Source organism: Acidovorax sp. ST3, assembly GCF_003231145.1.
Taxonomy (GTDB): Bacteria; Pseudomonadota; Gammaproteobacteria; order Burkholderiales; family Burkholderiaceae_C; genus Acidovorax.
Window position 1 is genome coordinate 1 of sequence record NZ_QKVP01000007.1, and the last position, 23,088, is coordinate 23,088.

A 23,088-nucleotide genomic window follows, 5' to 3' on the forward strand; every position below is an offset into this window, starting at 1 on the left:
TTATGCCTGATGACCATAGCAAGTTGGTCCCACTCCTTCCCATCCCGAACAGGACAGTGAAACGACTTTGCGCCGATGATAGTGCGGGTTCCCGTGTGAAAGTAGGTCATCGTCAGGCTCTTACAGCCCAGAAAACCCCAGTCTCATAAAGACTGGGGTTTTTTGCTTTGCAGACATCGAAAATACGCCAAGGCCAATAGGCGCTAATCCACGATTGTGGATGACATGGGGTTCACTTGGTCTGCCTTACTTACCAGACCTGTATCGCTGGCGCGAACCTATAAAGCCGTTCGGGCCCTGAGCTCTGGATCGAAGAGTTGGGACAAATCCGTTTGCACGAACCGAATACGGCGTGAACTAATTGAGCGACCCACGCGCCACGCGACGCTCATTCTTATGGCGCACACAACATGCCGCCTCTCTCAGCGCCGATGCCTCGCCTGCATCAGATAGGCAGCCGCCGACCTTGCTCAAACACTAGCAGTTCGCCTATTCCGAAGGCGGTCCACGTTTCGTTTGTGGTGAGAGGACTGGTCACGATCACTGCCACCTGGTCGTTCTCGCCAGTTTCCTTCGAAAAATCCAGCTGAAGGTCTTCGTCACTCAGATGCGCGGCGCCAAAGGGGTGACGGCGCTCTATGTAGTGCAGATGGGTGGAGGCATGTGCCCACAAGGCCTGGCCATTGGAGAGCAGGAAGTTGAATGTGCCGTGGGGCGCTATGCGCGCAGCGAGTTCTTTGAGCGTTAGCGTCAGCTCTGGGATAGAAGGCACGCTGGCATGCGATTTGACCAACTCTTGCATGATCCAGCAAAACGCGTGTTCGCTATCGGTATCTCCTACGGGTCGGAAATGCGAATGCAGGCGAGGGCGGAAATCTTTCAGATCCCCGTTGTGGGCAAAGACCCAGTAGCGGCCCCATAGCTCCCGCACGAACGGGTGGCAGTTCTGCAGGCTCACCACGCCCTGGGTGGCTTTGCGAATGTGGGCGATGACGTTCCGGCTTTTGATGGGGTAGCGGCGAATGAGTTCGGCCACTGGAGAATCCACCGCCGCCAGATGGTCCACGAAGTGACGAAGCCCCTTGTCCTCAAAAAAAGCGATGCCCCAGCCGTCGGTATGGTGGTCGGTCTTTCCGCCGCGTTGCGCAAAGCCTGTGAAGCTAAAGGTCACATCCGTGGGCACATTGCAGTTCATGCCGAGCAGTTGGCACATGGCGAAGGTTCCGTTTTTTTGATTTCTTGAAAGGCTTGACGGGGTACTGTGCGTATCTGCCTTCAAGCAACAGGACAAGGTACGCCCGCCCTCAATCTGGCTGCCGCTCGCGCAGCTGCCAGGCTGCTACCAGCGCCAGACCGCACAGAAAAGTCAGCATCAAAAAGGTTTCACCGAACGCTGCAATGCGCGCCGGGTTGCTGGCCCCGGCAGTCAACGAGGTGCCATGCGCGCCGAGTCGCCATTCAAGCACGATACCGCACAGGCTCACCCCGGCGGCACCGCCCAGCATGCGCAAGAAACCAATGGCGCTAGAGCCTTGCGAGATCAGCGACTTGTCCAGCGGGCGCATGGAGCCAAGATTCAGGGACGGCAGAATGAAGCCGAGTCCGATGCGTCCAAGGATCGCAAAAGCGACCAGCATCCACAGCGATGAGCCAAGGCCCACAAACACCATCAGCCCGAAGGACAAGGCCAGCAAACCCAGGCCGGTGCTGACAAGTAAATGGGTCGGCTGCCGGTCCGCGAGGCGGCCCACCACGGCAATGGTGGCGGCCAATACAAACCCCGCCGGCAGCATGAGGGTACCCACGTGCGATGCAGACAGTTCCAGCCCCAGTTGCATGAACACCGGGAGCAGATACGTGGAGCCGAACAAGGCTGTGCCGTAAATGAAGGCCACCACACTGCCCATGGCGAACTGGCGGTATTGAAAAAGGCGCAGGTCCATGAGCGGCTTCCGCCCGGTGCGCAGCAGCCTGCGCTGCCAGGCAATAAAACAGGCGACGGCCACCACCGCACCGATCAGCAGGCCCGCCGCCTCGACGTGAGAGCCGCCATGCAGCGACACCAACCCGTTCAGCAGGCACAGCGTTCCGACCGTGCCCAGCAGAAGGCCTCTCCAGTCCAGCGCCTGGCCTTGCCGGTTGGCCTCGACTCCTCCGGGGGCGGTGACCGGTACAAACTTGTAGGCCAGCCAGAGTGAGGCCAGGCACAGCGGCACCACCATGAAAAATATGGAGCGCCAGCCAAACCAATCCACCAGCAAACCGCCCATGCTTGGGCCGATGGCCGGCGCCAACACGACGCCCATGCCGAAGATGCCACTGGCGCGCCCCTGCTCATGGGGCTGGAAGGCATACAGGATGATGACGGCCGGGATGGGCTGCACGACACCGGCTGCCAGTCCCTCGGCGACGCGTGCAGCCAGCACCAGGCCGAAGTCGCGCGCCAGGCCACCACCCACACCCCCAACGAGCAGCAGCAACATCGCGCCCACATAGGTCGCGCGGTAACCGTAGCGAGACAACAGCCAGGGGGTGGTGAGCATGGACACGGTGGTGGCCACCATGAAGCCTGATGTGACCCACTGGGCGCGCTCCTGGCCCAGTGCGAAGTAATGGCTCATGTCCGGAATCGCCACGTTGACGATGGTGGAGGACATGATGGAGGCCATGGTGCCGACCATGACGGATAGCAGCAGCAGCCACCGGTAGCGCTCGCCATAGCGCTCGCGCAATACAGCCAAAGACCCCGAGGCGTAAGTCATGAAGCGATCAAATGCTGAAGCAACACCACGGAGTCAATGAGGACGGGGCGCATCGCTCAGGACGTGCGCTCCAGCCAGAGCTTGCCGCCCGTGGCCCAGTTTTCGCGCTTCACATCGGTGATCAGGATGTCCACCGATTCGGGCGAGCCACCCAGGATCTCGACGGATACGCGGGTGATCTCTTCCACCAGCTTCTTCTTCTGCTCGACCGTGCGGCCTTCCATCATTTCGATGTGGTACGTGGGCATGTCTTGTTCCTTCGCGCGCTGTGAAGACAGCGAAAAGCCCAAATCATATCGGCGAAGGCGGGTTGCCGGCGGCGGAGGGTTGCTGCGCGACTGGGGCCGGTGCACCACATGCCGCGCAGATACAGACCTTGCCGCGTGCCTCCTGCGGCAAAGCGGCCAAGGCCGCAGGGTCGATGGCCTGCGTCATGCACCAGCAGCTTTCTGCAGGGCGTCCCGCTGCGATAGCGCATTCATTGGACTGCCCGCACAGCGGGCAGACAGAGGGGGTGAGAGGAGTGGAGAGTGCTGCAGGCATGGGGAGGAATGCGTGGGCGCCGGTACCAGTGTACGGCGCGGCGCTGCCCGCGCGCGGCCGCTGCGTCCCATCCACGCCAATGAGGCCAGCTAAAGTGCCGCCCAAGAAAAATAGCTGCTAGCACATATGTTGATTGCGCTAGCAGCTATCAAAATTGGAGCGAGTGACGCCACGAACATGGCGCCGACTGCTATCGGGAATCAGGCTGCTTGCGCTGCCTTCAGCTTCAGGCGCCAGGCGTGCAGCAGCGGTTCTGTGTAGCCGCTCGGCTGCTCCATGCCCTTGAAGACCAGGTCGCACGCCGCCTGGTACGCCATGCTGGTGTCAAAGTGTCCCGCCATGGGCTGGTACAACGGGTCACCCGCGTTTTGCTGGTCCACCACGGCGGCCATGCGTTCAAAGGTCTCGCGCACCTGGGCTTCGGTCACCACGCCGTGGTGCAGCCAGTTGGCCATGTGCTGGCTGCTGATGCGCAGCGTGGCGCGGTCTTCCATCAGGCCCACGTTGTGGATGTCTGGCACCTTGGAGCAGCCCACGCCCTGGTCCACCCAGCGCACCACGTAGCCCAGGATGCCCTGGGCGTTGTTGTCGAGCTCCTGCTGCTTCTCGGCGTCGCTCCAGTTCGGGGCGGCGGCCACGGGCACGGTGAGCAGGCCGGTCAGCAGGTTGTCGCGCTCGGCGTTCACATCGGTCTTTTCCAGCTCGATCTGGATGTCGCTCACCTTCACCTGGTGGTAGTGCAGTGCGTGCAGCGTCGCGCCCGTGGGGCTGGGCACCCAGGCGGTGTTGGCACCGGCCTTGGGGTGGGCGATCTTCTGCTTGAGCATCTCGGCCATCAGGTCGGGCATGGCCCACATGCCCTTGCCGATCTGGGCCTTGCCGCGCAGGCCGCAGGAGAGGCCCACGAGCACGTTGTTCTTCTCGTACGACTGGATCCAGGCGCTGGTCTTCATGTCGCCCTTGCGCACCATGGGGCCTGCGTGCATGGCGGTGTGCATCTCGTCGCCCGTGCGGTCCAGGAAGCCGGTGTTGATGAAGGCGACGCGGCTCGATGCGGCAGCGATGCAGGCCTTGAGGTTGACCGACGTGCGGCGCTCCTCGTCCATGATGCCCAGCTTGACGGTGCTGTCGGGCAGGCCCAGCAGCTTCTCGACACGGCCGAAGAGTTCAGCGGCAAAGCCGACTTCGGCGGGGCCGTGCATCTTGGGCTTGACGATGTAAACGCTGCCCTTGCGGGAGTTGCGGATTCCGTTGGCGCCATGGCCTTGCAAGTCGTGCAATGCGATAGCCGTTGTGACCACTGCATCCATGATGCCTTCGGGGATCTCGCGCACCTTGCCCTGGGCGTCCTTCCACAGGATGGCCGGGTTGGTCATCAGGTGGCCCACATTGCGCAGGAACATCAGCGAACGGCCATGCAGGCGCACTTCGCCGCCTTGGGGGCCGGTGTAGATGCGATCGGGGTTCAGGCCGCGCGTGAAGGTCTTGCCGCCCTTGGCGACCTGCTCGGTCAGCGTGGCCTGGATGATGCCCAGCCAGTTGCTGTAGCCCAGCACCTTGTCTTCGGCATCCACGGCGGCCACGGAGTCTTCCAGGTCCAGGATGGTGGACAGGGCCGCTTCGAGCACCAGGTCGCTCACGCCCGCGGCGTCGGATTGGCCGATGGGCGTGCTGCGGTCGATCTGGATGTCCAGGTGCAGGCCGTTGTGCTGCAGCAGCACCGACGACGGTGAGGCGGCATTGCCCTGGTAGCCCTTGAACTGCGCAGCGTCCTTCAGGCCCGTGGTGCTGCCGTTGGCCAGTGACACCACCAGCTGGCCGCCCTCGACCTTGTAGCCGGTGGAGTCCTTGTGCGAGCCCGAGGCCAGGGGCGCCGTGTCATCCAGCACCTGGCGTGCAAACGCGATCACCTTGGCACCGCGCACGGGGTTGTAGCCCTTGCCCTTTTCGGCGCCGTCAGTCTCGGGGATCGCATCCGTGCCATACAGCGCGTCATACAGGCTGCCCCAGCGCGCGTTGGCGGCGTTGAGTGCATAGCGTGCATTCAGGATGGGCACCACCAGCTGCGGGCCGGCCTGCGTGGCCAGCTCGTCGTCCACGTTGGCGGTGGTGGCCTTCACGTCAGCAGGCTGGGGCACCAGGTAGCCGATCTTTTCCAGAAAGCCGCGGTAAGCCACCATGTCCTTGATGGGGCCGGGGTTGCCCTTGTGCCAGGTGTCCAGCTCGGTCTGCAGGCGGTCGCGCTCGGCCAGCAGGGCAATGTTGCGCGGGGCCAGGTCCGACACGATGGCGTCAAAGCCCTTCCAGAAGGCGGTGGCGTCCACCCCCGTGCCGGGCAGCACCTTGTCTTCGACAAAGCGGTACAGGGAGGTGGCCACTTGCAGGCCGTGGACTTGGGTGCGTTCGGTCATGGGGTGCCTCAAGAAGAGTGGTGAAAACGGAGATCAATGAAAAACGGTGCCCGCAACAGCAGGCCATGGACAGACTGTATTGCAAATGTTTGCCCACATAAATACGCTGAAAATCTCTAAACCAGTGACTTTTACGCAAAACTGGTGACAGTCCGTAGTCACCCTGAATGGTGCTTTCGCCCGTTACCCACTACGCTGCGCGCACAACAAACCCACTGGGAGACAAACCCATGCAGGCCCCCCTGGACGCCAGCGCGCTCAACGCGGCCCACAAGAACAAGATCGTGAGCGCCGCCGACGCGGTGCAGCTCATCCACGACGGCGACACCGTGGCCACGGGCGGATTTGTGGGCATCGGCTTTGCCGAGAGCATTGCGGTGGCGCTGGCCCAGCGCTGGGAAACGACCCAAACCCCGCGCGACCTCACGCTGGTCTACGCCGCAGGCCAGGGCGACGGCAAGCAGCGCGGCCTCAACCACCTGGGCCACGCGGGCCTGCTCAAGCGCGTGATCGGCGGGCACTGGAGTCTGGTGCCCCGCATCCAGAAGCTGGCGGTGGACAACCAGATCGAGGCCTGGAACCTGCCGCAGGGCGTGATCACGCACTTGTTCCGCGACATCGCTGCGGGCAAGCCCGGCACGCTCACGCGCGTGGGCCTCGACACCTTTGTGGACCCGCGCCACGGCGGTGGCAAGCTCAATGCGCGCACCACCGAAGACCTGGTGCGCATCCTGCCCATCGACGGGCAGGACTACCTGTTCTACAAGGCCTTCCCGATCCACGTGGGCATCATTCGCGCGACCACAGCCGACGCCGATGGCAACCTCACCATGGAGCGCGAGGCGCTCACGCTCGAAGCGCTGGCCATCGCCATGGCCGTGCGCAACTCGGGCGGTGTGGTCATCGCGCAGGTCGAGCGCATTGCGGAGCGCGGCACGCTCAACCCCCGGCAGGTGAAGGTGCCCGGCGTGCTGGTCGATGCCGTGGTGCTGGCCACCGAGCCCGCGCACCACCACCAGACCTTTGCCGAGCCCTACAGCGCCGCGTTTGCGGGCGAGCTGCGCGTGCCCATGGACACGCTGGATTCGATGCCCCTGACCGAGCGCAAGATCATCGCCCGCCGCGCGGCGCTGGAGCTGCGCCCGCACCAGGTGGTCAACTTAGGGATCGGCATGCCCGAGGGCGTGGCCAACGTGGCGGCTGAGGAGCGCATCATCGACCTGGTCACGCTCACGGCCGAGCCCGGAGTGATCGGCGGCATCCCCGCAGGCGGGCTGAACTTTGGCGCGGCCGTGAATCCGCAGGCCATCATCGACCAGCCCAACCAGTTCGACTTTTATGACGGCGGTGGCCTCGATATCGCCATCCTGGGCCTGGCGCAGGCCGACCAGCACGGCAACCTCAACGTGAGCAAGTTCGGGCCCCGCCTGGCGGGCGCGGGCGGCTTCATCAACATCAGCCAGAACGCCAAGACCGTGGTGTTTGTCGGCACCTTCACGGCGGGAGCATTGCAGGTCGAGGCGGTGGACGGCCACCTGCACATCCTGCACGAAGGCGGCGCGCGCAAGCTGGTGCGCGAGGTCGAGCACCGCACCTTCAGTGGCGCCGAGGCGCTGCGGCGCAGCCAGCGCGTGCTGTATGTGACGGAGCGCTGCGTGTTCCGCCTGGTGCCCTCGGGCGAGGCGGATGGCGGCGGTGCGCTGGAACTCATCGAGCTGGCGCCCGGCATCGACCTGCACCGCGACGTGCTGGCCCACATGGCATTCACGCCGCGCATCAGCCCCGGCCTGCAGACCATGGACCTGCGCCTGTTCGAGCCCGGCCCGCTGGGCCTGCGCGAGCAGCTGCTCAACCGCCCGCTGGTGCAACGCTTTGAGCTGGACGCCGCGCGCCAGCTGCTGCACATCGACTTCTCGGGCCTGCAGATCAACACCGCCAGCACCATCGACGCCATCGAGCAGGAGGTGCGCCGCCTGCTCGCCCCGCTTGCCGCACAGGGCGAGCGCGTGGGCGTGATCGTGAACTACGACCACTTCACCATCGTCCCCGACCTGGCCGATGCCTACACCGCCATGGTGCAGGGCCTCACGCGCGACCTCTACACCGAGGTCAAGCGCTATGGCACCGTGGGGTTCCTCAAGTCGCGCCTGGTGTGAAGTGGGGGGATGCCGGTTCACTATCATTTATGTAGCTGCTCAGGCATGTTGCACTAGCGCATGCGGCCTGTTTGGCTTCAAAAACCGACCACAGGCCGTGCCCAAGTCCGCCACCAGGCCCTTTGCCGCTTTATCCCCATAATCAGCGCCCATGGACAAACTCAAGGCCTTCGAATCGTTTGTGTCGGTGGCAACGCGCGGCAGCCTCACCGCTGCGGCCAAGGCCGAGGGCGTGGCCCCGGCCATCATGGGCCGGCGGCTCGATGCGCTGGAAGAACACCTGGGCGTGAAGCTGCTGGTGCGCACCACGCGCCGCATCAGCCTCACGCACGAGGGCAGCGCGTTTCTGGAAGACTGCCAGCGCCTGCTGTCCGATGTGGCCAATGCCGAGGCCAGCGTGTCCGAAGGGGGGGTCAAGGCCACGGGCCATTTGCGCATCACCGCGCCCGCCGGTTTTGGCCGCCGCCATGTGGCGCCGCTGGTGCCGCGTTTTCGCACGGCGCACCCCGATGTGACCATCTCGCTCAACCTCAGCGACCGTGTGGTGGACCTGGCGGGCGAGGGCTATGACTGTGCAGTGCGCGTGGGCGACCTGCCCGACTCGTCGCTGGTGAGCGTGCGCATCGCCGACAACCGCCGCCTGTGCGTGGCCACACCCGCCTACCTGCAGCGCCACGGCACGCCGCGCCACCCCAGCGAGCTGGTGCAACACGACTGCCTCACGCTGTCGAGCGAGGCCTCGCAAACACGCGGCTGGGCGTTCCGCATGCCGGTCGAGGGCGGTGGCACCGAGGTCATCCACCTCAAGCCCGGCGGTCCGCTCGATTGCTCGGACGGGCAGGTGCTGCACGACTGGTGCCTGGCGGGCTACGGCATTGCCTGGCGCAGCACCTGGGAGGTTGAGGCCGAGATCGCTGCAGGCCGACTGGTGGAGGTGCTGCACGACTTTGCCGCGCCGCCCAACGGCATCTATGTGGTGTTCCCGCAGCGCAAGCACATGCCGCTGCGGGTGCGGCTGTGGATCGAGCACCTCAAGCACCAGTACGCACAGCCCGCGTTCTGGAAAGGCCCGCAGGCCGGCGGCTGATGGCCCCCGTGGCAGACTGCACACACTCCATGTCCACCGCGCCCACTCTCCTCGTCGCTGACGACCACCCGCTGTTCCGTGCGGCCGTGCTGCACGTGCTGCGCGAGCGGCTGCCCCAGTTCCGCACGCTGGAGGCCGCCAGCGCCGCCACGCTGGGCCAGGCGCTGCAGGACCACCCCGAGGTCGAGCTGGTGCTGCTGGACCTGAGCATGCCTGGCACACGCGGCTTCTCGGCCCTGCTGCATGTGCGCGGCGAATACCCCGAGCTGCCCGTGGTCATCATCTCGTCCAACGACCACCCCCGCGTTATCCGCCGCGCACAGCAGTTTGGCGCGGCCGGCTTTATCCCCAAGTCCGCGCCCGCTGACGCCATGGGCGACGCCATCCAGGCCGTGCTGGACGGCGGCAGCTGGTTCCCGCCCATGGCGGCCGAACGCTCTGAGGCCGATGCCGAGCTGGCTGCCCGGCTGGCGCAGCTCACGCCCCAGCAGTTCCGCGTGCTGCTCTGCCTGGCCGATGGGCTGCTCAACAAACAGATCGCGGCCACGCTGGGGCTGGCCGAAAACACGGTGAAGGTGCATGTCACCGCCATTCTGAAAAAGCTGGAGTGCTACAGCCGCACGCAGGCGGCGGTGCTGGTGAAGAGCCTGGAGACAGAGTCCACCGCGTGAGCGGCCGGGCGTGTCTACGCCAAGTGCGTGGCGCAGATCCGAATCGATGGCGTGCTACAGCGGAAGGAACGTGTACACGGAGTCGAACGGGTAGCTGCCGTTGGTGCGCTCCGAATGGACGTGCAAGCCGTCCTCCTTCAGCACGCCGTTCATCTTGAACGCGCCAAACGAGGCTTTGAGCCGTGCGCTGAACGCGTTGTCGCCAGGTTTGTAGGTGCCTTTGACAATGAAGGAGTCGCCGGTGGCAAAGCTCTCCATCGCAGCGCGGGCCTGGAAGCGGCCCCCGGTGCTTTGCCAGAAGATCTTTCCATCGGCCGTGAAGCACAGGTAGGTCCAGCCCTTCTCCCGCTTCGTCTCGTACACGCCGTCCAAGCGCACGCCAGATGGGCACTGGACGGGGGCGCCGGGTTCCGGGGGGGTCAACGACGGCGCCCGAGCTTCGCTGCCATCGGCGAGGTACAGCACATGGCCTTCCGGGTCGAAGATGTGCACGCCATGTTCCTGGGCCATTGCACGCAGCTGCTGCAGCCGGTCGGTGTTGAACTCGCGCAGCTCGAACGCCATGGCGAGCACAGGCCCTGTGGGCGGGTTGTGGTCAAAGCCTTCGTACCAGATGGCGCTTCCGGTGCCGTCTGTCGGCCAGGCTTGCAATAGATGTTCAAAGAAGGCCGCGATGCGCGCAGTGGGGGCCTTTTTGCTGTCCTGCCATTTCTCCACAAAGTCTGCCGCCGCGTCTGCGCTTTTGGCACGCGGTGCATCCATCGCATACAGAATCGCTTCGCTCATCTTTCCGTCCTCCGCTTTGGTGTGGGTGGTGGCCGTCCTGCAGTGTCTGCGTGGCGCGGGCGGCACCTCGGGTGTTTTGGTGGCAAGGTACTTTACGAGAGCCTGCGCTGCTTTGGGCTGTGCAATGGTGTTTCCGCCTGCCGGCCTGCCTGTCTGCACGCGACAGGGCTTACTTTCTATTGCTTTCCCCCAGCCGCAGCAGTGTCTGGCTCATCAGCGCCCGCAGCGCCGGGGAGCGCACCGGCTTGGCCAGAAAGCCCCAGCCGCGTTCGGCGGCCTGGCGGCGCAGGGTGGCATCGCGCTCGGCGGTGACCAGGATCACTGCAGGCGTCTGGCCCCAGCGCTGGCACAGCTGCGCGAACACTTCAGGGCCGTGGAGGCCGGCGCCCAGGTGCACGTCCAGCAGCACCAACTGCGGTGCCTGGCCGGGCTGGGCGGCGGCCAGGGCCTCGGGTGCGCCAGCGGCCAGTGGCACCGTGCAGCCCCAGCGCTGCAGCAGGGCCTGCGTGGCAGCGCAGGTGGGGCCGTCGTCATCAATCACCCAGGCGCTGCTGCCTTGCAGGGGCGCGTCGTCACTGGGTTGTAGCGTGGTGGCGGGGGGCGCAGCCTGCTGTGCGGCGGCGGGGTTGCCCAGTGGCGCACACACCCAGAACACGCTGCCGCGCCCCAGTTGCGAGCGCAGGCCGATCTCGTGCCCCAGCAAGCGGCCCAGGCGTTCGACGATGGCCAGGCCCAGGCCTGCGCCCCGGTCGTCGGCGCGGCCTTCGTCCAGGCGGCGGAATTCTTCAAAGATTTCGCGCTGCAATGCCTCGGGGATGCCGGGGCCCTGGTCGTGCACCTCGATGCGCAGGTGGTCGCCCATCCTGCGGCAGCCCACCACAATGCGCCCGCGTCGGCTGTAGCGGATGGCGTTGGAGACAAAGTTCTGCAGGATGCGGCGCAGCAGGTTTTCGTCAGTGCGCACCACGGCACGCGTGGGCATGCAGCGCAGCTTTAACCCCTGGCTTTCGGCCAGCACGCCGAAGTTGTGGCCCAGCACCTGCAGCAGCGGGCCCAGCGCCACGTCGTGGATGTGCACGTCGAACTGGCCCGATTCCATGCGCGAGATGTCGAGCAGGCTGTTGAGGATGGCGTCCTGCGCGGCCAGGGCGCCGTCGATGCTGTCCACCGCGTGCCGTTCGGCATCGCCCGGCAGGTGGCTGCGCAAGAGCGAGGTGAACATGCGCGCGGCGTTCAGGGGCTGCAGCAGGTCGTGCACAGCGGCGGCCACAAAGCGGGTTTTGGAGCGGTTGGCCTGCTCGGCCTCGCGCCGCGCTGCGTCCAGGTCGCGGGTGCGGTCGGCCACGCGTTGCTCCAGTGCATCGGCCAACGAGCGCAGTTCGCGCGCGGCGTTCTTGTAGCTGGTGATGTCGGCGTAGCTGGTCACAAAGCCGCCCTCGGGCAGCGGGTTGCCCCGGATCTCCAGCACGGTGCCGTCTTCCTTGGCGCTTTCGTGCAGGTGCGGGGTGCCGCTGCGCAGGTGGGCCAGGCGGCGTTCGATGGCTTCTTCCACCGGGCCCGGGCCCAGCAGGCCCCGGCGGGCGTTGTGGCGCATCAGGTCTTCGATGGGGCGGCCCACCTGCATCAGGTCGGCGGGGTAGCGGAACAGCTGCACATAGCGCGAGTTCCACGCCACCAGCTTCAGGTCGGCGTCGATGATGACCACGCCCTGGGGCAGGTGCTCCAGGCTGCGGGAGAGGCCCGTGTCCGTTTGTTGCGCGGCTTGCTGGGCGGCTTGCACGATGCCGTCCTGCGCGGTGCGCAGCTCCTGCGCGTGCTGTTGCAGCACGGTCTCCAGCTCCTGGCGGCTGCGCTGGCGCAGGCGGGCCAGGCGCTGGCGCTGGCGCACAAACAGCACCAGCAGCGACAGGGCCAGCCAGCCGCCGCCCCCGGCTGCGGCCGCCCAGCGGCTGTCGGCAATGCTGCTGTGGGTGGTGTGCACCAGGTGCAGTTGCCAGGGCGTGCCAGGCAGGGGCTGGGTCAGCCACAGCATGCGGCTGGGTGGGGTGGGCATGTCGGGCAAGGCCTGCACGCGCACCAGCCGCCCGCCGTTGTCCAGGCGGTCGTCCACGCGCACGTCGAGCGGGCGCAGGGGCTGGTCGGAGTATTGCCGGGTCGCGTTCAGCTCGCGGCGCTCTTCGTCGTCCAGCGGCTCCAGCAGGCGGTAGCGCCAGGCGTCCTGGCTGGCCAGAAAGACCACGCCATGCGCATCCGACGCGAGCACGATGTCGGGGGTCTGCAGCCATTCGCGCTCCAGCTCCTGCAGCGCAATCTTGATGGCCACCAGCCCCAGGATGTGGCCGCTGTCGTCACGGATGGCCTGCGACAGGAAGTAGCCGGGCTCGCCCGTGGTTACGCCAATGCCGTAGAAGCTGCCGCGCCCCTGGGCCAGCGCCTGCTGCACATAGGGGCGAAAGCTGTAGTCCACGCCCACGTTGCTGGTGGCCGTGCGCCAGTTGCTGGCGGCCACGGCCAGGCCGTCGCGGTTGAGCAGGGTGAGGGTGGAGGACTGGCTGGCGCCGTTGGCCTGCTCCAGCTTGCGGTTGAGCTGCGCCACCTCGTCCGGGCTCAGGGGACGGCGCAGTGCGTCCTGCAGTTGCGCGTCCAGGGCCAGCACCTCGGGCAGGGTGCGGTAGCGGTCGATGCGCTGTGCCAGCGTCTGGCCGTACAGGGCCAGCTGGCGCTGCACGCTCTCGCTTTCGTCCAGCAAGGACCGGTGCCAGGCCCACTGGCCGGCGGCAAACATGCTGGCCGCCGTGCCTGCAAGCAGGAGGAGCAGCGTCCAGAACTGGCGAAGGCGGGGCGTGGGCATGAAAAAACGGAGTTCTGAAACCAGTTGGGTGCAGGTGGGGAGTGTGCCGCACCGGTTCCAGGGGGCTCTAAGGGCTAGGTAGTTACCCTTATGGTGCGCCGATGCTCTCCTCTGGGGCGTCGGGCGACTAATACCAATAGGTTATCGGCTGAAACAAAGTGCAGCGGTACAAACGGCACCCTTGAAGCGCGCCGGAGGCACCCCGGTGGTGCAGACCCGTGACCCCAGGAGACCCGTTCCATGCACAACCATTCCGCTCCCGCAGCCTCGACCTTGAAGCTGCCTTTTTATCGGCAACTGTACTTCCAGGTGGTGTTCGCCATCGTGCTGGGCGTGCTGCTGGGCCATTTCGAGCCGTCCTACGGCGAGGCTCTCAAGCCGCTGGGCGACGCGTTCATCAAGCTGGTCAAGATGATCATCGCCCCGGTGATCTTCCTGACCATCGTGACCGGCATCGCGGGCATGTCGCAGCTCTCCACTGTGGGCCGCGTGTTCGGCAAGGCCATGGCGTACTTTTTGTTCTTCTCCACGCTGGCCCTGGTGGTGGGCCTGGTGGTGGCCAACGTGGTGCAGCCCGGCGCGGGCATGAACATCAACGTGGCCGACTTGGACCAGACGGCGGTGAAGGGCTACGTGGCCAAGTCGCACGAGATGACGCTCACGGGCTTTGCCATGGACATCATCCCCAAGACGCTGGTGAGCCCGTTTGTGGGCGACAACATCCTGCAGGTGCTGCTGGTGGCCGTGCTGTTTGGCATTGGCCTGGCCATGGTGGGTGAGGCAGGCCGTCCGGTGCTGAACTTTCTGGACGCGCTGACGACGCCTGTGTTCAAGGTGGTGGGCATCGTGATGAAGGCCGCACCCCTGGGGGCATTTGGAGCCATGGCGTTCACTATTGGCAAGTTTGGCCTGGGCTCGCTGGTCAACCTGGCGTGGCTGGTGGGCTCGTTCTATGTCACCTCGCTGCTGTTTGTGGTGGTGATCCTGGGCTTTGTGGCGCGCCTGTGTGGCTTCTCGGTGTTCAAGCTGATCCGCTACCTCAAGGCCGAGCTGATGCTGGTGCTGGGCACGTCTTCGTCTGAATCCGCCCTGCCATCGCTGATGGAAAAGATGGAAAAGGCGGGTTGCAGCAAGTCGGTGGTGGGTCTTGTGGTGCCCACGGGCTACTCGTTCAACCTGGACGGCACCAACATCTACATGACGCTGGCCGCGCTGTTCATCGCCCAGGCCACCAACACCGAGTTGACGCTGGGCCACCAAGTGGCGCTATTGCTCGTCGCCATGCTGTCGTCCAAGGGCGCGGCGGGCGTGACGGGCGCGGGCTTCATCACCCTGGCCGCCACCCTGGCCGTGGTGCCCGAAGTGCCCGTGGCCGGCATGGCGCTGATTCTGGGCGTGGACCGTTTCATGAGCGAATGCCGTTCGCTGACCAACTTCATCGGCAATGCCGTGGCCACGGTGGTCGTCTCCCGCTGGGAAAACGCGCTGGACCAGGAGCGCCTGGACGCGGCGATGAACGGCCATCCGCTGCCGCTCGCGGCGTCTGCGGCCTCGGCCCCCGTGGTGCCGGCGGATGTGCCTATGGCGACGGTGGTGCGCACCGTGGCTTGATGGCGGGTACTTGCTGAATCAGCGCTCCCAGCGGCGCGGGCTTTCGGGCCCGCGCCGCTTCTTTTTTTGGAGCGGTCAGGCCCGCGCCATCGCGCACAATGGTGGCCCTGCCGGATGGCACTGCGAGCGCTTGGCGCGGCGCAGTGGCCTCGGGCGTTACAAGGAATCCGCACCATGACCCTCGAAGCCATCCTGGCCGCCTTTCACCTTCTGGCCATCCTGACCTTTGTGGTTTTTTTGTCCAGCCAGGCGGCGCTGTGCCGTATCGAGTGGCTCAATGCTGCCGTGGTCGAGCGCCTGGCCCGCTTGGATGTGATCTACGGTGTGGCCGGGGCGGTGATGATTGGCAGCGGCCTGGCCCGGTTGATCTGGGGCGTGAAGGGCGCCTCGTGGTACCTGTCGCAGCCCCTGTTTCACATCAAGATCACCCTGGTGCTGGCCATGGTCGTGCTGTCGTTTGTGCCCTCGGCTGCGTTTCGCCGCTGGCGCCAAAACCTGCGCAGCACTGGCGCCCTGCCGCCCGCCGCAGAAGTCGCGCGGGTGCGCCGTCTGGTGATGATCCAGTCGCATGTGCTGCCCGTGGTGGCCGTGATTGCAGTGTTCTGGGCGCGCGGCTGGTAAGCGGACGTATCCCCTATTGAAAAAGCCCGCCTGGCTGGATGCCGGCGGGCTTCTGCTTATCGACCCCGGTGATGGTGCACCGGGTGTGAACTTACGTCACTTCTTCAGGCACTCGCTCATGAAGGCCTTGCGTTCATCGCCCTTGAGCGTCTTGGCCTTGGCGTCGGCGTTGCAGGTTTTCATCTTGTCCTGCTGGGTGGCCGGCTTGTTGCTCAGGCAGGTCTTCATGAAGGCCTTGCGCTCGTCGCCCTTCATGTCTCCAGCGTCCTTGTTGCAGGTCGCCATCTTCGATTGCTGTTTGGTAGGGGCCTTGGCGTCTTCGGCGGCGTGAGCGCCCGCGCCCAGTGTGAGGGCCAGGCCGAGTGCAGTCAGGGAAAGAAGCTTTTTCATGGAATCTCCTGGTGTGAATGCGTTATGGGGGGTCCCGACGGCATTGCACCATAGAACATGGCGTGCGACAACGCGCACAAGTCATGACAACCTTGTACGGGGCTTGGTGGCCGCTGCCGCGTGAAAGGCTTTCAGTGCCGTCTGGATCTGCCGGGGGTCGTGCGCCAGCCCGCCGAGGGCAAACACCACATCACCCCGTTGCTGCCAGCGTTTGAGTGTTTTGATGATCACGCCCAGCGCAGAGTCCTTGTGGCCGGGTCGCAACTTGACCAGGATCACGCCTTCGTAGTCGTCCAGGTGCACTCGTTCCATGGCTTCCCAGGGCACGGTGTGCGGGTCGTCCTGGCGCAGATCGGTGATGCCGGTGGCATCAATGACAATTGCAGGGTCTTGCTCCCGGTAGGCCTCCAGAGCGGACCGGCCCAGGGTTCCGCCCACACAGAAGGAGACGAACGCGGCACACAGACAGAGGATCGTGAGCAGCCGGTCGTTCGATGCCAAAGCCCCATACAGCGAGAACGCCAGGCATATCGCCATCAGCAACACAAAAGGCACCTGAAACACCAGGGTCCAGCGGCGCCGGTAGAGCAGGATGGGTTGGGGTGGCATGTGCAATCTCCGGTTGAAAGGGCACAGCAACTTATTGTGCCTTTGGCTGTGGGACGCCACCCCGGTGGTGCGTCTGGCGCCCCGCTGTTGGCGGGCCCGTAAAATCCGCCGATGCTCACAGCCAAAAATGAATTGCTCGCTGCGCTCGCGGCCGAGCTGGAAAACCTGTCTCCCGGCGCTGGCGCCAAGGCAGCCTTTGAATCCCCCAAGGTGGCGGCCCATGGCGACTTCGCCTGCACCGCAGCCATGCAGCTGGCCAAGCCGCTCAAGCTCAACCCGCGTGCCCTGGGCGAGCAGCTCAAGGCCGCACTCGAAGCCACGCCCGCCTTTCAGCGCTGGGTGTCGGCCATCGAAATCGCCGGCCCCGGCTTTCTGAACATCCGCCTCAAGCCCGCTGCCAAACAAGAGGTGGTGCGCGAGGTACTGGCCGCCGGCGACCGCTTTGGCTACCAGCCCGGCAACGGCCAGCAGGTGCTGGTCGAGTTCGTCTCTGCCAACCCCACCGGCCCGCTGCACGTGGGCCACGGCCGCCAGGCCGCGCTGGGCGATGCGATCTGCAACCTGTTCAGCACCCAGGGCTGGAAGGTGCACCGCGAGTTCTATTACAACGATGCGGGCGTACAGATCGACACGCTGACCAAGAGCACGCAGCTGCGCGCCAAGGGTTTCAAGCCCGGCGACGACTGCTGGCCCACCGACAGCGACAACCCGCTGGCCAAAAACTTCTACAACGGCGACTACATCGCCGACATTGCCGAGGCCTTCAAGGCCAAGGCCACCGTGAAGGCCGATGACCGCGAGTTCACCGCCAATGGCGACGTGGACGACTATGACAACATCCGCCAATTTGCGGTGGCCTATCTGCGCAACGAGCAGGACAAGGATCTGCAGGCCTTCAACCTCCAGTTCGACGAGTACTACCTGGAGTCCAGCCTGTACACCAGCGGCCGCGTCGAGGCCACGGTGAACAAGCTCATCGCCAACGGCAAGACCTACGAACAGGACGGCGCGCTGTGGCTCAAGAGCACGGACTACGGCGACGACAAGGACCGCGTCATGCGCAAGCAGGACGGCACCTACACCTACTTTGTGCCCGACGTGGCCTACCACATTGCCAAGTGGGAGCGTGGCTTCACCAAGGTCGTCAACATCCAGGGCACAGACCACCACGGTACCATCGCCCGCGTGCGCGCTGGCCTGCAGGCGGCCGATGTGGGCATCCCCAAGGGCTACCCCGACTACGTGCTGCACACCATGGTGAGGGTGGTCAAGGGCGGTGAAGAGGTCAAGATCAGCAAGCGCGCGGGCAGCTATGTCACGCTGCGCGATCTGATCGAGTGGACCAGCAAGGACGCCGTGCGCTTCTTCCTGCTCAGCCGCAAGCCCGACACCGAGTACACCTTCGATGTGGACCTGGCGGTGGCACAGAACAACGACAACCCGGTCTACTACGTGCAGTACGCCCACGCGCGCATCCAGTCCGTGCTGCGCGCCTGGCAGGAGGCGGGCGGTGGCGACGTAGCGTCGCTCCAGGACGTGGACCTGTCGGCTCTGGAAGGCCCGCAGGCCCAGGCCCTGATGCTGCAGCTGGCCAAGTACCCCGAGATGCTCACGGCTGCTGCCGAGGGCGAAGCCCCGCACGATGTGACCTTCTACCTGCGCGATCTGGCCGCCAGCTACCACAGCTATTACGATGCCGAGCGCATCCTGGTGGACGACGAGGTGGTGAAGAAGGCGCGCCTGGCGCTGGTCGCTGCCACCGCCCAGGTATTGCACAATGGCCTGGCGGTGCTGGGCGTGTCGGCCCCGGCCAGAATGTAAGCAGTTACTACCAATATGAAAAAGCAACAGACGGGCGGGACCATTGTCGGCTTCATCGTCGGGGTCATTGTGGGCCTGGGCGCGGCGCTGGCCGTGGCCGTGTACGTGACCAAGGTGCCGGTGCCGTTCCTGAACAAGGGCAACGGCCGCGGCGCAGACATGGACGCTGCGGAGTCCCAGAAAAACAAGAACTGGGACCCGAACTCGCCGCTGTATGGCAAGAACCCGGCCCGCCCTGCGGCGCCTCCGGTGGCCGCAGCTGCGTCAGCCCCTGCGTCGGCACCAGCGCCTGAGGTGCGCGCCGCCGCATCGGCCGCCAAGCCGGCTGCGAGCAAGCCAGATGCCAAAGCCGAGGCCAAGGCAGAGAGCAAGCCGGGCGCAGACCCGCTGGGCGACTTGGCCGTGGCCAAGGCAGCCGCCAAGGGCAGCGTGGACCCTTTTGACTACTTTGTGCAGGCAGGTGCCTTCCGCACCCAGGCCGACGCCGACGCCCAGCGCGCCAAGCTGGCCATGCTGGGCTGGGAGGCCCGCGTGAGCGAGCGTGAGCAAAATGGCCGGGCGGTGTTCCGGGTGCGCATCGGCCCCTTCACCAAGCGGGACGATGCCGAGGTGCTCAAAGAGAAACTCGACGGCGCCGGGCTGGAATCGGCGCTGGTGCGCGTGCAGCGCTGAAGCGCTTGCAAAAGCGGCGCCACCGCCAGGGCTGAACTTTTTGTAAAGGGATGTCTCACATCCCGCATACCTGAACCAGGAGAGTCTTTGTCATGAAACGCCGTGAGTTTTCTTTGTCCGCCGCCTCGGCGGTTGCCGCTTCTGCCCTGACGCTGCCAGTGGCCAACCCCGCCATGGCGCAAGCCCGTCAGTTCAAGGAGGGCAAGGACTTCAAGCGGCTGGACAAGCCCGTCGCCCCAGACGCCCCCGCTGGCAAGGTCGATGTGATCGAGTTCTTCTGGTACAGCTGCCCCCACTGCAACGCCTTCGAGCCCACGCTGGACGCCTGGGTCAAGGCTGCTCCCAAGGACCTCTCCATCCGCCGTGTGCCCGTGGCGTTCAACGCCAGCTTCGTGCCCCAGCAAAAGCTGTTCTATACGCTTGAAGGCATGGGCAAGCTCGAAGCCCTGCATGCCAAGGTCTTCCGCGCCATCCACGTGGAAAAGGCCAAGCTCGCCAAGGACGACGAAATCCTGGCCTGGGTGACCCAGCAGGGCGTGGACGTGGCCAAGTTCAAGGAGGTCTACGGCTCCTTCAGCGTCGCCAACCAGGTGCGTCGCGCCTCGCAGCTGCAGGATTCGTACGGTGTCGAAGGCGTGCCATCCATGGGCGTGGCGGGCAAGTACTACACCGACGGCACGATGGCCGGCAGCATGCAGACCGTGCTGCAGGTGGTTGAATACCTGGCCGCCACGGCGCGCAAAGCCTGACGAGTGGCCGACCCTGTCGGCAAGCTGTCCCAAAGGCCCGCGGATGCGGGCTTTTTTTCGGGGTAGGTACCATCGGGTGGCTACAATCATTGCAAGATTCGTGCCCTATGACCCACCGCCTACTCCCCCTCCTTGTGCTCGCAGCCCTGACCGGCCTTGCGGGCATGGCACATGCCGAAAAGGCAGACCGTGCCAAGCCCATGAACATCGAGGCCGACGCCCTGCGGCACGATGAACTCAAGCAGACCAGCGTGTTCTCGGGCCGCGTGGTGATGACCAAGGGCACCATCGTGCTGCGCGGCGCGCGGCTGGATGTGCGCCAGGACGCCGACGGCTACCAGTACGGCGTGGTCACGGCCGAGGCAGGCAAACGGGCGTTCTTCCGCCAAAAGCGCGACACCGTGGCCGGAGCGCCGGATGAGTTCATCGAAGGCGAAAGCGAAGTCATCGAATACGACGGCAAGGCCGACAACGTGCGCTTCATCACCCGCGCCGAACTGCGCCGCTACCGTGGGTCGGTGCTGAACGATGAGATCACCGGCGCCGTGATCGTTTACAACAACCTCACCGACGTGTTCACCGTCGATGGCCAGAAGGCGCCTGCGTCTTCGGCTGCGGCCGGCGACGCCCCCACGTCTGGCGGCCGCGTGCGCGCCGTGCTGGCACCCAAGGACCCGCCGCCCGGTACGGCAGCCCCCGCCAAGGCGCCCGAGTCGCCCGCACCGGCGCTGCGCCCCAGTAACACCCTTGGCGGCGGCGCCAAGTGAGCGGGCCCGTGGTGAGTACTGGTCCCGAGACCCCGGCGACCCCTGCGAACAGCCGTCTGGGGCCTGATTCGCAGTCGGGCAGCCGCCTGGAGGTGCAGCACCTAGCCAAGTCCTATGGCAGCCGCAAGGTCGTCAAGGACGTGTCCCTGGAGGTGCAAAAAGGCGAAGTCGTGGGCCTGCTGGGCCCCAATGGCGCGGGCAAGACCACTTCGTTCTACATGATCGTGGGCTTGGTACGCAGCGATGCGGGTGACATCCGTATCGACGGCCAGTCCGTGGCCCACATGCCCATCCATCGCCGGTCGCGCCTGGGGCTGTCGTACCTGCCGCAAGAAGCCTCCATCTTCCGCAAGCTCACCGTCGAAGAAAACGTGCGCGCCGTGCTGGAACTGCAGCGCGCCGACGACGGCCAGCCGCTGTCGCGCGACGCCATCGAAGAGCGCCTGACGGCCCTGCTACAAGAGCTGCGCGTGGACCACCTGCGGGCTTCACCTGCCCTGGCGCTGTCGGGCGGCGAGCGCCGCCGCGTCGAGATTGCCCGTGCCCTGGCCACCCAGCCGCGCTTCATCCTGCTGGACGAGCCCTTTGCGGGCATCGACCCCATCGCCGTGATTGAAATCCAGCGCATCATCGGCTTCCTGAAGGCGCGCGGCATTGGGGTGCTCATCACCGATCACAACGTGCGCGAGACGCTGGGCATCTGCGACCACGCCTTCATCATCAGCGACGGCCGTGTGCTGGCGCAGGGCACGCCGTCCGAGATCGTGGACAACGCGGAGGTCCGAAGGGTGTACCTCGGCGAACACTTCAGGATGTAGACATGGCCCCCACGCTTGTCACTTCGTGTACCGCGCTGCCCCCCGAGGGGGCCTTCGCGCCTTGGGGCGGCCCGGCGGCGCTCAATCAATGAAGCCTGGACTGTCGCTGCGCGTCTCGCAGCACCTTGCACTGACCCCCCAGCTCCAGCAGTCCATCCGGCTGCTGCAGTTGTCCACGCTCGAACTCTCGCAGGAAGTCGAGCAGATGCTCGACGAAAACCCGTTCCTCGAACGCAATGCCGACGAAGCCCCGCGCGAGGAATTTGGCCTGGAAGCCGCCGATACGCCCGCGCAGGCCGACGACTACAGTGCCGATGATGCTATGTTTTCAGGAGCTGCTGGCGCAAGCAGTACTAGCGCTGACAGCCAAAACGACGCTGAAATCTCCGGTGGAGGCTCCGACGAGCCCGACTGGAGCGGCGACGGCACCGTCGAGATGGCGCCCAACGATGCCGAGTGGGGCGGCGACGCCCCAGCGCGCACCCGCAACGACACGGAAGGCGACGAAGCCGATGCCACCGAGCTGGCCCGTTCCCACGAGTCGCTGACGGCCTTTTTGCACCGCCAGGCGCTGTCGCTGCGCCTGTCCGAAGTGGACACGGCCGCGCTGCGTTTTCTTATCGAATCGCTGAACGACGACGGCTACCTCGAAGAGCCGCTGGAAGAACTCGCCATCAGCCTCGCCGGGCCCGACGACCTGGAACAGATCGAAGAGCTGGTGCACCGCTTCACGGTGGCCCAGCGCCTGCTGCAAAGCCTGGAACCTGTGGGCGTGGGCGCGCGCAACCTGTCCGAGTGCCTGACGCTGCAGCTCACGGCGCTGGCGGCCGACGAAGACAGCGACGCCGACCCCGAGACCGTGCAGACCGCTCTGCGCATCTGCCAGCAGCCGCTGGAGATGCTGGCGCGCCGGGACATCCGCCGTCTGACGCAGCTGTGCAGCGAAGGCGGCGTGGCTGGAGAAGAGCGCACCCGCGCTGCCATGGCACTCATCGCCCGCCTGGAACCACGCCCGGGCCGCAAGTTTGCCGACGTGGAGCGCAACATCATCGTGCCCGACGTCATCGTGCGCAAAGCTGGTCGCGCCAATGGCAGCGGCCAGCAGAACTTCATCGTGCAGCTCAACCCCGACGTGATGCCCCGCCTGCGCGTGCACGACATCTACGCAGGCGCGCTGCGCGGCCACAAGGGCGGCGAGGGCCACCAGGGCATGCAGCAGCGCCTGCAGGAGGCGCGCTGGTTCATCAAGAACATCCAGCAGCGTTTTGACACCATCCTGCGTGTGTCGCGCGCCATCGTTGAGCGGCAGAAGAACTTCTTCACCCACGGCGAGCTGGCCATGCGCCCGCTGGTGCTGCGCGACATTGCCGACGAACTGGGCCTGCACGAGTCCACCATCAGCCGCGTCACCACCGCCAAGTACATGGCGACGCCCATCGGCACCTACGAGCTGAAGTACTTCTTTGGCTCCGGCCTGGGCACCGAAACCGGTGGCAATGCCTCCAGTACCGCGGTGCGCGCACTGATCAAGCAGTTCGTGTCGGCGGAGAACCCGGCCAAGCCGCTGTCCGACAGCCAGATCGCCGAAATGCTCAAGGAGCAGGGCATCGAATGCGCCCGCCGCACCGTGGCCAAGTACCGCGAGGCGCTCAAGATCGCGCCGGCGAATTTGCGCAAGGCGTTGTAGCCGCCTCGGCGGCTGGCGCACGGCGCGCCTGCGATGCCGTACCTTTTCTGTTGTTTCCGTATTACCCACCGCAGCC

The 23,088-nt window shown here is 65.5% G+C and carries 20 protein-coding genes and 1 rRNA gene; 12 read left to right on the plus strand and 9 right to left on the minus strand.

Annotated features, from left to right (window positions below; genetic code table 11):
- The first annotated feature begins 5 nt into the window (after positions 1–5).
- A 5S ribosomal RNA gene (rrf, locus tag DNK89_RS21180) occupies positions 6–118 on the plus strand.
- Between the two features lie 327 nt (positions 119–445).
- Here the strand turns inward: rrf and DNK89_RS21185 are convergent.
- From DNK89_RS21185 to DNK89_RS21205, 5 genes are all read right to left on the minus strand, one after another.
- The gene (locus tag DNK89_RS21185) at positions 446–1,213 is read right to left on the minus strand and encodes a class II glutamine amidotransferase (RefSeq protein ID WP_110961726.1); all 768 of its coding nucleotides are present in this window, start codon (positions 1,211–1,213) and stop codon (positions 446–448) included.
- 91 nt (positions 1,214–1,304) lie between these two features.
- Positions 1,305–2,762, minus strand: a complete 1,458-nt coding sequence (locus tag DNK89_RS21190) for a DHA2 family efflux MFS transporter permease subunit (protein WP_110961727.1) — start codon at positions 2,760–2,762, stop codon at positions 1,305–1,307.
- Between the two features lie 56 nt (positions 2,763–2,818).
- The gene (locus tag DNK89_RS21195; RefSeq protein WP_015016108.1) at positions 2,819–3,010 is read right to left on the minus strand and encodes a 4-oxalocrotonate tautomerase; all 192 of its coding nucleotides are present in this window, start codon (positions 3,008–3,010) and stop codon (positions 2,819–2,821) included.
- Between the two features lie 43 nt (positions 3,011–3,053).
- Positions 3,054–3,305 (minus strand): cysteine-rich CWC family protein, encoded by a 252-nt coding sequence (locus DNK89_RS21200; RefSeq protein ID WP_110961888.1) that lies wholly within the window; start codon positions 3,303–3,305, stop codon positions 3,054–3,056.
- Between the two features lie 200 nt (positions 3,306–3,505).
- Positions 3,506–5,716: a malate synthase G gene (locus tag DNK89_RS21205; RefSeq protein WP_110961728.1), complete on the minus strand. Its 2,211-nt coding sequence runs from the start codon at positions 5,714–5,716 to the stop codon at positions 3,506–3,508.
- 230 nt (positions 5,717–5,946) lie between these two features.
- Here DNK89_RS21205 and DNK89_RS21210 point away from each other — a divergent pair, with 230 nt between their 5' ends.
- The 3 genes from DNK89_RS21210 (at position 5,947) to DNK89_RS21220 (ending at position 9,630) form a co-directional block, all read left to right on the plus strand.
- The gene (locus DNK89_RS21210; protein ID WP_110961729.1) at positions 5,947–7,872 is read left to right on the plus strand and encodes an acyl CoA:acetate/3-ketoacid CoA transferase; all 1,926 of its coding nucleotides are present in this window, start codon (positions 5,947–5,949) and stop codon (positions 7,870–7,872) included.
- A gap of 151 nt (positions 7,873–8,023) precedes the next feature.
- Entirely contained in the window at positions 8,024–8,959 is a 936-nt protein-coding gene (locus DNK89_RS21215) for a LysR family transcriptional regulator (protein WP_015016104.1), read from the plus strand.
- A 29-nt stretch (positions 8,960–8,988) separates the two neighbouring features.
- The gene (locus tag DNK89_RS21220; RefSeq protein ID WP_060986257.1) at positions 8,989–9,630 is read left to right on the plus strand and encodes a response regulator transcription factor; all 642 of its coding nucleotides are present in this window, start codon (positions 8,989–8,991) and stop codon (positions 9,628–9,630) included.
- Positions 9,631–9,684: 54 nt separating this feature from the next.
- On the opposite strand, the gene DNK89_RS21225 is transcribed toward DNK89_RS21220, so the two are convergent.
- Positions 9,685–10,416, minus strand: coding sequence for a hypothetical protein (locus DNK89_RS21225; RefSeq protein WP_110961730.1), 732 nt, complete (start codon positions 10,414–10,416; stop codon positions 9,685–9,687).
- 169 nt (positions 10,417–10,585) lie between these two features.
- Positions 10,586–13,267, minus strand: a complete 2,682-nt coding sequence (locus DNK89_RS21230) for a PAS-domain containing protein (protein WP_110961731.1) — start codon at positions 13,265–13,267, stop codon at positions 10,586–10,588.
- Positions 13,268–13,507: 240 nt separating this feature from the next.
- On the opposite strand from DNK89_RS21230, the gene DNK89_RS21235 reads away from it, so the two are divergent.
- Together DNK89_RS21235 and DNK89_RS21240 are read left to right on the plus strand one after the other, a co-directional pair.
- Complete coding sequence (locus DNK89_RS21235; protein WP_110961732.1) at positions 13,508–14,878, plus strand: dicarboxylate/amino acid:cation symporter; 1,371 nt, start codon at positions 13,508–13,510, stop codon at positions 14,876–14,878.
- Positions 14,879–15,052: 174 nt separating this feature from the next.
- Positions 15,053–15,499 carry a DUF2214 family protein gene (locus DNK89_RS21240; protein WP_015016099.1) on the plus strand — a complete coding sequence of 149 codons (447 nt, stop codon included), beginning with the start codon at positions 15,053–15,055 and terminating at the stop codon, positions 15,497–15,499.
- A 96-nt stretch (positions 15,500–15,595) separates the two neighbouring features.
- Here the strand turns inward: DNK89_RS21240 and DNK89_RS21245 are convergent, their stop codons facing one another.
- Together DNK89_RS21245 and DNK89_RS21250 are read right to left on the minus strand one after the other, a co-directional pair.
- Positions 15,596–15,889, minus strand: a complete 294-nt coding sequence (locus tag DNK89_RS21245; protein WP_015016098.1) for a PsiF family protein — start codon at positions 15,887–15,889, stop codon at positions 15,596–15,598.
- A gap of 81 nt (positions 15,890–15,970) precedes the next feature.
- The gene (locus tag DNK89_RS21250) at positions 15,971–16,498 is read right to left on the minus strand and encodes a hypothetical protein (protein WP_015016097.1); all 528 of its coding nucleotides are present in this window, start codon (positions 16,496–16,498) and stop codon (positions 15,971–15,973) included.
- Between the two features lie 111 nt (positions 16,499–16,609).
- On the opposite strand from DNK89_RS21250, the gene argS reads away from it, so the two are divergent.
- The 6 genes from argS (at position 16,610) to DNK89_RS21280 (ending at position 23,012) form a co-directional block, all read left to right on the plus strand.
- Positions 16,610–18,319: an arginine--tRNA ligase gene (gene argS, locus DNK89_RS21255; RefSeq protein WP_110961733.1), complete on the plus strand. Its 1,710-nt coding sequence runs from the start codon at positions 16,610–16,612 to the stop codon at positions 18,317–18,319.
- A gap of 15 nt (positions 18,320–18,334) precedes the next feature.
- Positions 18,335–18,991, plus strand: coding sequence for an SPOR domain-containing protein (locus DNK89_RS21260; RefSeq protein WP_015016095.1), 657 nt, complete (start codon positions 18,335–18,337; stop codon positions 18,989–18,991).
- A 92-nt stretch (positions 18,992–19,083) separates the two neighbouring features.
- Positions 19,084–19,740 (plus strand): thiol:disulfide interchange protein DsbA/DsbL, encoded by a 657-nt coding sequence (locus tag DNK89_RS21265; RefSeq protein ID WP_110961734.1) that lies wholly within the window; start codon positions 19,084–19,086, stop codon positions 19,738–19,740.
- Positions 19,741–19,847: 107 nt separating this feature from the next.
- Positions 19,848–20,507, plus strand: a complete 660-nt coding sequence (gene lptA, locus DNK89_RS21270) for a lipopolysaccharide transport periplasmic protein LptA (protein ID WP_110961735.1) — start codon at positions 19,848–19,850, stop codon at positions 20,505–20,507.
- Between the two features lie 56 nt (positions 20,508–20,563).
- On the plus strand, positions 20,564–21,325 hold the full coding sequence (gene lptB, locus DNK89_RS21275; RefSeq protein ID WP_110961889.1) for an LPS export ABC transporter ATP-binding protein: 762 nt from the start codon (positions 20,564–20,566) through the stop codon (positions 21,323–21,325).
- Positions 21,326–21,413: 88 nt separating this feature from the next.
- On the plus strand, positions 21,414–23,012 hold the full coding sequence (locus tag DNK89_RS21280) for an RNA polymerase factor sigma-54 (RefSeq protein ID WP_110961736.1): 1,599 nt from the start codon (positions 21,414–21,416) through the stop codon (positions 23,010–23,012).
- Positions 23,013–23,088 lie beyond the last annotated feature (76 nt).